This window comes from Candidatus Defluviilinea proxima (assembly GCA_016721115.1).
GTDB lineage: Bacteria > Chloroflexota > Anaerolineae > Anaerolineales > Villigracilaceae > Defluviilinea > Defluviilinea proxima.
Genome location: JADKIW010000001.1, coordinates 753635 through 765508, shown reverse-complemented (window position 1 = coordinate 765508; position 11874 = coordinate 753635). Strand labels below are relative to the sequence as shown.

The 11874-nt window shown below is 51.3% G+C and carries 14 protein-coding genes and 2 riboswitches; of the genes, 2 read left to right on the top strand and 12 right to left on the bottom strand.

Annotated features, from left to right (window positions below; genetic code table 11):
- Both IPP66_03540 and IPP66_03535 read right to left on the bottom strand, forming a co-directional pair.
- Positions 1–177, bottom strand: coding sequence for a hypothetical protein (locus IPP66_03540; protein MBK9924342.1), 177 nt, complete (start codon positions 175–177; stop codon positions 1–3).
- Positions 178–187: 10 nt separating this feature from the next.
- Entirely contained in the window at positions 188–742 is a 555-nt protein-coding gene (locus tag IPP66_03535; GenBank protein MBK9924341.1) for a HEAT repeat domain-containing protein, read from the bottom strand.
- A gap of 106 nt (positions 743–848) precedes the next feature.
- Here IPP66_03535 and IPP66_03530 point away from each other — a divergent pair, with 106 nt between their 5' ends.
- Positions 849–1994 (top strand): GGDEF domain-containing protein, encoded by a 1146-nt coding sequence (locus IPP66_03530; protein MBK9924340.1) that lies wholly within the window; start codon positions 849–851, stop codon positions 1992–1994.
- A 39-nt stretch (positions 1995–2033) separates the two neighbouring features.
- Here the strand turns inward: IPP66_03530 and IPP66_03525 are convergent, their stop codons facing one another.
- The 6 genes from IPP66_03525 to IPP66_03500 form a co-directional block, all read right to left on the bottom strand.
- Positions 2034–2189, bottom strand: a complete 156-nt coding sequence (locus IPP66_03525) for a hypothetical protein (GenBank protein MBK9924339.1) — start codon at positions 2187–2189, stop codon at positions 2034–2036.
- Positions 2190–2208: 19 nt separating this feature from the next.
- Positions 2209–2604 carry an STAS domain-containing protein gene (locus tag IPP66_03520; GenBank protein ID MBK9924338.1) on the bottom strand — a complete coding sequence of 132 codons (396 nt, stop codon included), beginning with the start codon at positions 2602–2604 and terminating at the stop codon, positions 2209–2211.
- A gap of 40 nt (positions 2605–2644) precedes the next feature.
- A complete protein-coding gene (locus IPP66_03515) occupies positions 2645–3922 on the bottom strand; it encodes a hypothetical protein (GenBank protein MBK9924337.1) in 1278 nt (425 codons plus the stop codon).
- A gap of 58 nt (positions 3923–3980) precedes the next feature.
- Positions 3981–4394, bottom strand: coding sequence for an STAS domain-containing protein (locus tag IPP66_03510; GenBank protein ID MBK9924336.1), 414 nt, complete (start codon positions 4392–4394; stop codon positions 3981–3983).
- A gap of 25 nt (positions 4395–4419) precedes the next feature.
- Positions 4420–5655 carry a ribonuclease H-like domain-containing protein gene (locus IPP66_03505; GenBank protein ID MBK9924335.1) on the bottom strand — a complete coding sequence of 412 codons (1236 nt, stop codon included), beginning with the start codon at positions 5653–5655 and terminating at the stop codon, positions 4420–4422.
- A 145-nt stretch (positions 5656–5800) separates the two neighbouring features.
- Positions 5801–6442 (bottom strand): hypothetical protein, encoded by a 642-nt coding sequence (locus tag IPP66_03500; protein ID MBK9924334.1) that lies wholly within the window; start codon positions 6440–6442, stop codon positions 5801–5803.
- A gap of 31 nt (positions 6443–6473) precedes the next feature.
- A riboswitch (cyclic di-GMP riboswitch) is annotated at positions 6474–6562 on the bottom strand.
- A 74-nt stretch (positions 6563–6636) separates the two neighbouring features.
- A riboswitch (cyclic di-GMP riboswitch) is annotated at positions 6637–6729 on the bottom strand.
- Between the two features lie 137 nt (positions 6730–6866).
- On the opposite strand from IPP66_03500, the gene IPP66_03495 reads away from it, so the two are divergent.
- Positions 6867–8324 carry an MFS transporter gene (locus IPP66_03495; protein MBK9924333.1) on the top strand — a complete coding sequence of 486 codons (1458 nt, stop codon included), beginning with the start codon at positions 6867–6869 and terminating at the stop codon, positions 8322–8324.
- Between the two features lie 32 nt (positions 8325–8356).
- Here the strand turns inward: IPP66_03495 and IPP66_03490 are convergent, their stop codons facing one another.
- From IPP66_03490 to IPP66_03475, 4 genes are all read right to left on the bottom strand, one after another.
- Positions 8357–8821 carry a DUF3592 domain-containing protein gene (locus IPP66_03490; protein ID MBK9924332.1) on the bottom strand — a complete coding sequence of 155 codons (465 nt, stop codon included), beginning with the start codon at positions 8819–8821 and terminating at the stop codon, positions 8357–8359.
- Between the two features lie 54 nt (positions 8822–8875).
- Positions 8876–9235 carry a four helix bundle protein gene (locus IPP66_03485; protein MBK9924331.1) on the bottom strand — a complete coding sequence of 120 codons (360 nt, stop codon included), beginning with the start codon at positions 9233–9235 and terminating at the stop codon, positions 8876–8878.
- 118 nt (positions 9236–9353) lie between these two features.
- The gene (locus tag IPP66_03480) at positions 9354–10274 is read right to left on the bottom strand and encodes a hypothetical protein (GenBank protein MBK9924330.1); all 921 of its coding nucleotides are present in this window, start codon (positions 10272–10274) and stop codon (positions 9354–9356) included.
- Positions 10214–11860, bottom strand: coding sequence for a penicillin-binding protein (locus tag IPP66_03475; GenBank protein ID MBK9924329.1), 1647 nt, complete (start codon positions 11858–11860; stop codon positions 10214–10216). The genes IPP66_03480 and IPP66_03475 overlap by 61 nt, the downstream gene beginning before the upstream one ends.
- Between the last annotated feature and the right edge of the window lie 14 nt (positions 11861–11874).

Sequence of the window (11874 nt, the reverse complement as noted above, 5' to 3'; positions counted from 1 at the left end):
TCAGTTTCTCCAAATAAGTGTGTGATACACAATGGATATAAGAACAAGTAATGCGATCACAAACCCTGTCAGTTTGAAAATCGGTTTACGTTGTTCAATGGGTTTATCCAATTGATTGGCATTCAACCTTGCCCCCACTGCGGCCGTTGCCGGGATTGCGGCACAGATCATGCACATGTTGACTCCTTTATTCCTTGTCGAGTTCAGCGCTTTCGTGCGGGAGAACTTCTTTCTTCAGTAGAAAGTATGCGCCGGTGAAATGATCGTCCACACTAGCGGTCATCATCGAGCGGCGTTGCGGGATGATGGTCACCACTTCCCAGCCTTGCAGACCCTGGCTATCGAGTGATGGCAGATTGTATTCATTGCTGTGTGGATCATCGCCCATCAGTGCGGCCGCAGTGAGGTAGACCATCTTGTACCGAAATACCTTACCGCCAACCTGAATGCGTTTTTTCGCCGATTCGATGTGGACGCGGTGCTCGTTTCTGCGATCCGCTTCGATCTGTTCTTTCATTCTTTTTATTTCTGGCGAGTCGAGGATTTCATTAGCTACATCCAATATTTCTTCATCATCGCTCAAGGTGGCAGTGATGAGAAAATCATAGCCGCGGCGGTCACCGAGTTGCACAAGTCCTTCTGCCGCTTCGAGTTGGGTGAACCAGTCTTCATGTTCGGTCATAAGTTCGTGAAGGGTTTCGATATCGCGCATTTTTACAAGTTCATCGATCTGGGATGCCATGGTTTCCTCCAAGTAAAGTTTTTTGTATTGTATCACTCCGGTAAATTACATCTTGGAGATGAATTCGCCTATTTGTAGGGTATGGAGGGAGCAGGAATAGGTTATCATGTGGGTAATGTTTCGCGATCTGTTCAAGACAGTGTTTGGAGATATTTTGACCGACCTCGGCAACCTGGAGGGGGATTACCGCGTTGCACAGTTGAAGAGTGATATCACACAAAGCCTTCTTTACATGTTCATTGTCAGTATTGGCGTGTTGGCGATGCTGGAAGTAGATAAAAAATTGTTTGTTGCCGCCCCAGATGTGCTCATAATCGTAACGACCTCTCGCATCTTGTTTGTATTGATCTCGATCATGCTAGGGGTTGTTCTATATCGAGTGGACAAGGTACGGGTCTTTGATCATTTGACGTTTGCGTGGATAGCTTTAGTTGTGGGCTTAATGTTGATATTCAACTTTATGACCCCTGCCGATTACCTTTCTACATCCTTCGATATCATTGTCCCATTTGCGATCTATATCCTCTCTCCGCTTCCGATCAAACGGACGATAGGGCTGGCTGCTAGTTTTTCCATCGGTACGCTGGGTGTATATTTTTTCTTGAAATCGGGCATTGATCCTGTTGTTCTGAACGTAGCCATATCCGCCCAGATCATTGTGCATGTGTTGGGGGTAACCTCGGCACTCCAGATCCATTCGTATCGTCGCAAATCGTATCAGGCCTTCATTGATGAAAAGGATGCCAAAGAGATGGTGGCGTATCTGGCGAATATCGATCCACTCACCAAAAGCCTTACGCGGCGTCAATTTACAAACATTGCTGAGAGCGAGTTCCGCAGACACATCCGCTATCACAGGCCTCTATCCATTTTGATCCTCGATGCTGATCGCTTCAAAGAGACCAACGATACATACGGGCATCATGCCGGTGACTTGACCTTGCGAAGCCTTTCGTTGGTAGCCATGGAACAAAAACGCGCACAAGATACATTCGGTAGGTTGGGCGGTGATGAGTTTGGATTGCTCATGCCTGAGACGACCATTGATAATGCGCTGATCGTTGCGGAACGTATTCGTAAGACGTGGGAACAATCGCCGGTCAATCTAGACGGAGATCTGATCCATTCGACGATGAGCATTGGCCTCGCTGAAGCCGCTCCAGAAGACAAATCTCTTGAAGATATCCTCCGCCGTGCTGACCGAATGTTATATAAAGCAAAAGAGACGGGTCGTAATCGTGTGATGTCATAATAAAAACTTCCTCGTTTGAGAGGAAGTTTTTATTTACGATCATTTCCCTGCGCTTTGCAAAATGACATATATGATCAACGCCGCCACAAGGACAATTGTGATCTGCACGCTGGGCCGCATAAACACAGACCGACGGCGGGTGGAGTCCGGGTCCCTTCGACGGCGGCGAGGGGTATATTGATATCTTCTGGGCATGAATGAAAACTCCTTGGGGTTAGAAAGATTGGATCGCGCTTTCCAGATCGGTATATGTTTTGAAGAAAAGTTTCAACCCAGCTTTCTCAAGGGTTTTATCTACTTCAGGTTTGGGGTTCAGTAATTTGACATATTTGCGCGCATTACTGCTGTGTGTGAAATCAGGATTCTCGTTCTCATCGACATCCTGATCCACGCCGCTATAGAGCAAAGCGATCTTGTGAATGGCGACCTGTCCTGTAGTGCTGATGCCGGTTACATCGCTTAGATCAATGATGAGATTGCGCGCTGGGTTTTTATAGATATCCTGAGCCTTATCCACAACCTCCATAAAGTTCGATGCGTTGATATCGCCTTCCAGCTTCATAACGGCAATGGGTTCTCGTCCCTGTTGAACGGATACTATGATCTGCATGTAGTTCTCCTTATGACCACCAGGTGCGCCGCACTCGACTTTAGCGGAAGTTGAATTCTTCAAAATGAATATTGCTTGCTGGCACATTTGCTGAGAGAAATTTCTTCTCGAACGACTGCACCATCGCGAACGGACCACACATGTATATATCATACTTGCTTACATCGCCGTTCGCGTTTCTCACGATCTCGTCAAAGGTCAATGATCCACTGGTGGCCGAAAAGCGAATGTGCAATTTCAAGCGCGGATGTTTCATTCCCGCCGCCACGAGCTCATTGTAGAAAAGCGCCTCATCCCGATGGCGGATGGTGTAGTAGAAGGTCACATCCCGGTCAAGAGTTTCACCTATATCGCGGATGAAGGCAAGGAATGGCGTCAGCCCGATGCCGCCAGCGATCCAGATCTGTTTGGGACCACCGGCCTTGTAATCGAACATGCCATAGGCTCCATCGATAATTGCATCCGTACCGGTTTTGAGATCGGTGTGCAAGGCCCGGGTGAAGTCTCCGCTTGCTTTGATGGTCAACCGCAAAACGTCCTCATGAGGCGCGCTTGAGATGGTGAATGGATGGGATTCGTTGAGAGTCGCAGTGTTGGGGAATCGCACAAAGAGGAATTGTCCCGCGCGTTGCTTCTCGATCGGGTTGCCAGTGGCGCGTAACACCACCTCTGTAGTGATGCTGTTAGGATGGTCGATCTCCTCCACTTTGTAAGGAACATACTTTTTAAAGAAGCGGCCAAAGACCTCTGTGTACAGATACGAGACCGCACCGATGATGAAGAATATCTGTACCCAATTGATGGCGATGAATGCATGGAGCGGATCATCGATCGTCAACGCGTGGATGTAGGCAATAATGAAGAAGATGCCGATAAACCGTTTGAGATTTTTCCAACCTTCATAGGTGCCGCCCGTCAAGCTATTTAAAAATGGGATGCGTGGTGCAAGGCTGATCAACACGAGGGCGACGATTCCCGTGAATGCGATGACCGCGAGATAGTTGCCAAGCACCCAATGGGCCGAGATGGGAACTGTCAATACATGCGCGAAGATCAACAGGAATGTTGTTGTAGCAACGCGACGATGGGTTACATACATTTTGTCGAGGCCGCCAAAGAACGGTTCAGCCCATTTGGGGCGCGCCGCCAGAAATAACGCAGAAGCCATCAGAACGATGTTGATCGAACCAATGATCTCGCCTGCATACTGGCGCGTGAAGTTCGAGCGACCATCATTCTCAGGCGGGAACACGAACCACACGAGAATGGTCAATACCACAAGAACAATAATGCTAATGTTGCCGAGATTTTTTTTCATAGTGTCACCATTAAATCAAAAAGCGACATGAGTTCACGATCCATATCGCTTTTGAAACTCAGAAGGATTTCACAGCTTTGTCCAGGTCGGTGAAGATCTCAAACGCATTTCCGAAGCCGACCATATCCAACACGTTCTTTATATTTTCCTGCGGGTTATATAGTTTGACATGTTCCTGTACCCCGCCGCTTCCTGCCCGTCCAGCGGAGCGAAGGGTAGACCAACCAGCTTCTGTATCCGGAAGCGCATCACCATTTGCCAGCAACGCGATCGTGTGCAAGGCCACCAGCCCGGCACTACTGATATAGGTTAACTCTGAAAGGTCGAGTAAAAAATTGCGTGACCCCGCCTTGTATACGCTTTGAGCCTTTTCAATCAACTCCTGATATGTCTGACCATCCAGTTGACCCTCAATGCGCAGAACCGTAACATCTACACGTCCAACTTCCTTTGACAAGGTGATTTTCATCATTCCTCCGGGTGAACAGGTTGTCTAATTATATCCCCGCTTTGCGCTCCAAACGCTCCAGGCGATGTTCGATTTCGCCCATCCAGTACTTACGCATATAAGCAGGCATGTCGGTCTTTTCCACGCTCTTCAATGCAGAACGCGTCCATTTCAGTGCAGATGCCACATCGCGTTGTTTGTGCTCATAATGTTTTGCCAGTTCGATCAACGCATATAGATGACCTCTTTCCGCCGACGCCTCCCACAAGCGAACGGCCTCATCCAGATCCCCGCGTCTTTTCTGTAGGATGGACAAGCGCTTCACTGCCACCCCGAAATCTGATTCAGTCAACCCGAACTCGAGTCCACGCTCGAACAGTTTTGCCGCATCATCCCAGTGACCGAGGTCCTCAAACAACTTTCCCAACGCGACGAAGTCAAGTCCGTGTTGCACTTTCCCCTCATACGGACTTTCCAACATGTCGTTCATGTGCGCCAGCAATGCGGCCATCGCCACCACGTCCATGGCGTTGTGATAGAACACGCCTCCCAACGGACGTGCATCTCCAGTTCGCAAATAATCAAAATATAGCCAGGGGATCTCGAAGCCTGGCACTTCTTCGCTTGAGCGTATGAGTCCCAACACGTGTTCTTCGAGATACTTCAACGCACGTGATTCGAGCCGGTCGCGCCAGAGGCGGCGGGCAAGGGGAAGCAGGTCGAGGTGGGAATAGTCCTGGTAGGGAATAGGGATCTGATGAAGACGATACCGCGTGGAAAGCAAAGGCGCATCAAAGGCTTTGCCGTTGAAGGTGACCAATGCTTCACACGGCGCAAGGAACTTTGCCAACCCTTCCAGCACGGCTGGCTCTTCGGCCGGGTCACGCATGAAGAATTGTTGCAGTACGAAGGTATCGTCAATGAAACGCGCCGCACCGACGAGGAAAGCATACGTCCCTGTGCCGCCGGAGAGACCGGATGTCTCAGTATCAAGAAAGGCAAATTTCGAGAGCGGCAGTTCAGTGATCTGTGAGTCATTTGCCCATTGGGAAATAAAGGAAAATGGGAAAGAGGAAATCAGAGGGGATGAACCGTAAATGTGATCGGCAGGATATTTTTGTTCCGCGATGAACACATCGCCGCGCGGGGTGGGTGAAAATCTCCCAGCCACGACGGAATCAATGGAATGAGAATCAGGCTTCTGCGGAGCCGGAAGCGCATTGCCCTTCTTCACACCAAGTGATTTGAGCTTATCTGAAATGGACGGTTTTTTATCTGTGGTCATCGAAGCCTGTATTGGATGATTATAACCAAACCACTGTTACAAAATAAAATCAGCCCGCCAAGTATTGGCGGGCTGATCGATTCAGGAGAGAGAATGTTTGTAATGCAGAACCAGATTTCAGTTAAGAAAGAAGCGGATGCAAATCCTATTTAGTGGCGGGGCGGTTGGTGGCTGTGGATTCGGGTTGGGGAACGGCGATCACGAACAGGCGTCCCCAGCTGAGTTCGCCGTCTTTTTCGATGCAGGTTTGGAAGGCGAGGTGGCGGTCGCCGAAATAAACACGTTTGAACATGCCTTCGGCGGAGAGGGTTTCTTTTTTATCGATGTTACTGAAGGAACTGTAGGCGCTGTTGGGTTGCAGGGCTTGATAGTGCAGGACTTCGGTGACTGTGAAGTATTCAACGCGTCCGTCACCGTAGATGAGGCGGATCTCCTGACCGACTGCCAATTGGGAGAAAGATTTTCCAGCGAGGTGGTTGTGTGCCAGAAGACCGATGTTGCCGAACTGGGATGCCATGCGGAATTGGGTGGCTTCGCCGTCTTTGCTGGAAACATACCCGGCGTTGTTGGACGGTTGTTGTACGATGGGCAGTGCCATCACATTGGGGACGTATACACCGCGCAATGCGGTTGCATCACCGTTCTGAACGGATTGGGAAAAATCTGCAAATGATGGCAGGTCGGCATTGTTCGCCATTGCCAGTGCAGAGATGGGGTTGAAGAACAGGGAAACAAAGAGCGCCAGTAAAAGACTTGCTTGTAGAATGTTCCGATTTTTGAGTGTCATGCTTTCTCCTCTTCGATAAAGACACTCAAAATTCGGCAACCAGGCTGTCATGACCGCTTTCGCAGTTTTAGACCCTTGGCTTTGCGTCACCGTCTTTCGACGGTTTTGCCTTTATCGAACGAACTAATGATAAGGTTCCAATAAAACGAGCCTGGTTATTTACCAGGCTCGCCAAGATCATCCCTATGATTTTCTTCGGCAACCTGGCTGTCATGATCCTGTGATGCAGGATGGTAGACCCATCGGCTTTGCGTCCCCGTTTTTCAACGGGTTTGCTCTTATCGGATTTTGTTAATTGCATTATAGCAATAGGTTACAGTTTTTCACTTTTCATTTCAGCAAGAACGCCTTGCATTTATGCAACGGGTTTTCGGGTTAAGGTCTGTTAATAGAACGTCACTTTTTGCCTGCGAATAGGTTGTATATGTATTCCACTTACGGCCTCTTCGAAACCATGAATACCCTTTCCAAGCCCCGCCTTCCTTTATGGCTCAAACTCCTTTACGGTTCGGGGGATTGGGGAATTTCGAGCATTGGCATGATGCGTTCGATCTTTTATGCCATCTATCTGACTGATGTTGTTGGGTTGGAGCCGCGCATCGCTTCGTTCGGCGCGCTGGCCGGCGTCGTGTGGGACGCCGTGAACGACCCGATCATTGGTATATTGACAGATCGTCTGCATACACGTTGGGGGCGGAGACGCCCCTTTTTGTTATGGTTTGCGATCCCCTTCGGATTGAGTTTCGTCATTTTGTGGTCGGCACCGAATTGGGACAATCAGTCTGCATTGATGATCTATGTGACGTTGGCCTTCATGCTCGCCGACACATTGCAGACTCTGATCTCTGTCCCGTTTCTTTCTTTAACCCCAGAGCTGACTCCTGATTACGATGAGCGCACCACGCTGACAAGCTTTCGCTCGCTCTTCCAACTCGTGGGTGCGTTGTCCGTTGTGATTGCCGCGCCCGCTATCGTGGATATGGTCCTTGCCTCCGGTGGCACACAGCAACAGGGATTCATGTTGGTCGGCGCGATCTTTGGCTCCATTGGTGCCATTCCACTTTTTCTTATTGGGCTCTTCATACGCGAAACCTCCACACCGGAGCAACAGCAAAGCCTGCCTTTTCGTGAGACCTTGAGCGCGGCCTGGGAGAATATCCCTTTTCGTTTTGCGGTGGGCATCCACATGCTCAACTGGTCTGCCGTGGACATGATCGCTGTGACGTTCCCGTACTTCCTCCTGTATTGGATCGCGCAGGGAAACCTGCTCGCCACGATACGTGTCTTTGGCTTTGACCTGGCCTCTGAGTCTGCGTTCTTTGGCATCCTTATGTCTGTTTGTATTGTGTTCATCCCCTTCTGGTTGCAGATGGCAAAACGATTTGACAAGCGGACCGCTTACAGGCTTGGCATGACGGTTTGGGTGATTGCGACGTTGATGATCTACACCATCCAACCCGGGCAGACGATGTACCTGCTCTTTATCGCTGCGTTTGCAGGGATCGGCGTCTCTGCCGCGTATACACTGCCCGACTCCATCTTTGCGGATGTGATCGAATGGGACGAACTGCGCACCGGCCGCAGGCAGGAGGGTATCTTTTACGGGATACGCACATTGATCCGTAAGTTGACCGGGGCGCTGGTCATTTTTATTACTCTTCAATTACTGGGCGCATCGGGATATGTTTCTCCTTCCGAGGGGTCTATTCACTTCACGCAATCCGATTCGGCGTTACGCATGATCCGTTTGCTGGTTTCCCCGTTGGGTGCCATGATCTTATCTGGCACGATCATTCTCGCGTGGTTGTTTCCACTTTCGCGTGAGCAATACACGCGGATCCAAAAGTTGTTGGAACAAAGAAGAGCGCGCACTGTGGAATAAAAAGGGCGGCCGACAGGCCGCCCGTAAACTGTTTATTTTGTTGTGAACCACACGAGCGGTATTGCCCCACACAAAGCACAATCGAATATAACCAGCAACAGCCACATTAACCACATGGCGGGTGCTTTTCTTTCCAGCACGGCATCAGATGGGTTTTGTGGATTGTAGAACACCATCACCTGCGCACCGACCGGATATTTGGCGATGACACCTCTTGCTCCTGAACCTCCCACCTCGGGGCCAGGGGCACGCTTCGTGCTTTGATAAGCCTGCCCATTGACCTGATAGGAATATTGCACAACGGGGTAATCCGTATATCCGTCATCCGATGACCTGCGTTCGATGGTGGACATTTGCACCACACCCATCGCGGACGGCCACTGACTCACCTCCGCCATTTTCTTGCGCATGAAGTAAATGATGGCGAGGAAAATGACGTTCAAGATGAATAGAACAAAGACGATGATGCCGGTGGTTAACAATAAATTGGTGTTCATGGGGGCTCCTTTGGTTGGGTTAGCGGTTAGCTATTAGCTGTTGGCGATTAGCTTTTAGCGGCTGGCTTTTAGTTTTTGGATGAAGGCGTTGAGCATTTTGCGGATTTCGACGAGATCATCCGTCATGGATTGAAAAGTATCTTTGGGGAGATAGCCAAGATCATGCGCGAGCAAAAGAAGATATTCCAATTCGCTTGATGAACCCATTGAGATCAGGAAATAACGTTTGAGTTCGGCATCTGAATCTTTTCCGCAACCTTCGGCAATGTTGGCTGGGATGGAAACCGCCGCTCGTTGGATCTGGCTTGTCAATGCATACATTTCCTGCTTGGGGAAACCTTCCGTGGATTTGTAAATTGCGAGTGTCAGTGTATGAGCCTTTTCCCAAACTTTGAGGGTTCTGAAATCTTTCATCCTTCCTCCGTAGTGTTTAGCGGTTAGCTATTAGCTGTTGGCGATTAGCAGTTAGCAGTTAGCGGTTAGCTACTAGCTTTTAGCTCTTGGCTAATTGCTAAACGCTAATCGCTCATAGCTATTTAACTGTCACCTGAATGATTGCACTATCCACTCGTTGATCTGACCTCACGACTTGTAATTGCACAGCGTAGAGCCCACTTATATCAGTGGTATCCCAATTCGCGAGTGAACCATTGGTCACGGATGTAGTCCCTTCGGCGACTTGGATCCACTCTTGCGGATTCAATCCCTGACCGACGAGGATGCGGTATGAGACGAAGTCTGTTCCTGCGGCGGTGCCGGTGATGTTGACTTTACCGCTGATCTCGGCGAAGAGTTCAGGAGAAGTAATGTTCACATCAGGGTTCACAGGCGGGGCTTGAATCACATCATACGAAGCAGGCGGGATCGCCAGCCCGGCGCTTTCAGCCCAGGAACGTGCTTCTGGAGGAACAACTAGATACACGCGGTCTTCGATGAGTTGAGGCAAGGTAAATACGGTCGCGAGTAAATTCGTCTCACGGTTGATCGAGAACTTGCGATACATGTTATCGGCCTGGATGGGTTCGTTGCCGTTCAGGAACACTTCATTCACAAGGTTCGGACATTCCGCAGTGGGCAACATGCCGGAGGGATCGCAAACGTTGATGACCGAAACCTCCTCAGGCTTGGACCAATCTTCGAGCGGAAGGTCGTTCGATGCAATTTGCATGAGCGCGTTCCACAGTGTGGCGGGTGCACGGGGCGATAGCTCGCTTGTGTTGTGTGTGCCCGTCCATGTGGTGACGACTCGCGAAGGCGAATACCCAATGGCCCAAGTATCGAGCGCATCGGGTGTTTGACCCAACTTCACAGCGGCGGGTCGGCCCACGTCCAGCACATTCGAGGTGCGCAGTGTGCCCACCAGTGCCGTATCATCGCTGAGTGAGTTGTTGATCAGGGATGCGAGCCCGGAGTCACCACGGGTTTGGCTTGCGGCGTGGACCAATCGAGCCACACACTTCCGTCGCCGCCCTCCACGCGCAAGATCGTGACAGGCGTAAAGGCATCGTTCACATTCTGCCCAAAGTACACGCCGTTCTGCGCGAAGACCCCATACGCGCCTGCGGCGTTCAGCAAAGATAATTGCGCGTCATTCGAAACGCCGAACGAGCTCTCGATCTTCGTCACATTCTCGATGCCCATTTGCGAAAGGACCTGTGCGGCGGGCGCAGGGTAATCGTTCACCAGCGCCACACGCAGACGCATCGGCCCGTGATATTCATTATCAAAGTTTTGGATGGATGTCTTGCTGGGGATATCCCAGATCAAAGAGGCGGGACTCAAGCCTCGAGTGAATCCTGTTAAGTAAACGAACGCGTCCAACGCGGACCCGGGGTTGTGTGCGCCGACTAAAGGCGTTTCTTGCGCCTGAAGCGTTTCTCCGACCACGGTCAGGATCTGCCCCGTTTTGGGATCGGTGATGACGGCACTCGCCGATGAATCAGGGACGTTGAGCGCGGGCGGCAGTGCCGGCAGGTAGCGCAGGGAGTCACATTCGATCAGCGGATCGGGCAGGCCTGCGAGGCGTGCGGAATAAAAGGCAGTGACGCATGAGGATTGTTGTTGCAGGTTGAAATCGAGCGTGGAGATGATGTTGAGGCCGCCGCGTTCGATGCGGGCACGTGGAAATTGTGAATCGAGTTGGGCGAGGAGAAGGTTGACGAAAGCCGGAGCAGGTTGTGTTGTAGGAAGAGGCGGAGTTTGGAAGAAGGGAGATTCTCCGAGCGCGTTGGAAACCCCTTGATCTGATAAAAGCCCGAGCGTAGACATCATCCGAATGGTTTCTTTGCCGCGTTCAAGGGCGGTGCCGGGTGCATCGTATGGATTCAGACTCGGGGAATCGCTGACGGCCGCGAGGATGGCGGATTCGGATGTGGAAAGTTGCGCGGCCGATTTGCCGAAGTAGAGTTGCGCGGCCGATTCGGCGCCGAAGGCAAAGCGTCCGAAGTGTGTGGAGTTGAGATACCACTCGAGGATCTGCGTGCGCCCGAACTCGGCGGTGATCTGCGCGGCAAGGATGCGTTCACGCAGGGCGCGTTGCAGGGTGGGCGGTTCGTTGAAGAGTAGAAGTTCGTAGACGAGACGTTGTGCGAGGGTGGGGTGGCTTTCGTAATTGGCAAGGGAGGCGAGGTCGTAGCCAGCGTGACTCCAGAAGCGCGGATCACTGCGGGCAATGACGGCATCGGCCAGTGACTTGGGCAGGTATTGCGGATTGTTATCGCCGAGGGGAATGTAACGGCGCGGTGAGTCGTTGGGAGCGAAGGTATAGATGACGTTCTCGCCTGTGCGGTCGTAGATGCGCGTGGGTTGGAGCAGGAGTCCACTGGGCGGGTTGAGCAGGGACGGCAGGATCTGCACGGAGGGCAGGCCGCGCGTGAGTTCCACGTAGCTGAAGGCCGTGACGATGATAAGCGCGGCGATGAGCAGGGATACGATCATCCCCGCGCTGAGAAGGGCGTTGCGCGTGCGGGCTTCGTCCTTTTGCTGTTTGGCAATGCGCCGTTCACGTCTCGTGCGGAGGATGGGGATGATGGAGGGCATGGGGCAAGTATACA

Coding starts and splice junctions, on each gene's coding strand:
- IPP66_03540 (MBK9924342.1), bottom strand. CDS start 177: ATGTGCATGATCTGTGCCGCAATCCCGGCAACGGCCGCAGTGGGGGCA.
- IPP66_03535 (MBK9924341.1), bottom strand. CDS start 742: ATGGCATCCCAGATCGATGAACTTGTAAAAATGCGCGATATCGAAACC.
- IPP66_03530 (MBK9924340.1), top strand. CDS start 849: ATGTGGGTAATGTTTCGCGATCTGTTCAAGACAGTGTTTGGAGATATT.
- IPP66_03525 (MBK9924339.1), bottom strand. CDS start 2,189: ATGCCCAGAAGATATCAATATACCCCTCGCCGCCGTCGAAGGGACCCG.
- IPP66_03520 (MBK9924338.1), bottom strand. CDS start 2,604: ATGCAGATCATAGTATCCGTTCAACAGGGACGAGAACCCATTGCCGTT.
- IPP66_03515 (MBK9924337.1), bottom strand. CDS start 3,922: ATGAAAAAAAATCTCGGCAACATTAGCATTATTGTTCTTGTGGTATTG.
- IPP66_03510 (MBK9924336.1), bottom strand. CDS start 4,394: ATGATGAAAATCACCTTGTCAAAGGAAGTTGGACGTGTAGATGTTACG.
- IPP66_03505 (MBK9924335.1), bottom strand. CDS start 5,655: ATGACCACAGATAAAAAACCGTCCATTTCAGATAAGCTCAAATCACTT.
- IPP66_03500 (MBK9924334.1), bottom strand. CDS start 6,442: ATGACACTCAAAAATCGGAACATTCTACAAGCAAGTCTTTTACTGGCG.
- IPP66_03495 (MBK9924333.1), top strand. CDS start 6,867: ATGTATTCCACTTACGGCCTCTTCGAAACCATGAATACCCTTTCCAAG.
- IPP66_03490 (MBK9924332.1), bottom strand. CDS start 8,821: ATGAACACCAATTTATTGTTAACCACCGGCATCATCGTCTTTGTTCTA.
- IPP66_03485 (MBK9924331.1), bottom strand. CDS start 9,235: ATGAAAGATTTCAGAACCCTCAAAGTTTGGGAAAAGGCTCATACACTG.
- IPP66_03475 (MBK9924329.1), bottom strand. CDS start 11,860: ATGCCCTCCATCATCCCCATCCTCCGCACGAGACGTGAACGGCGCATT.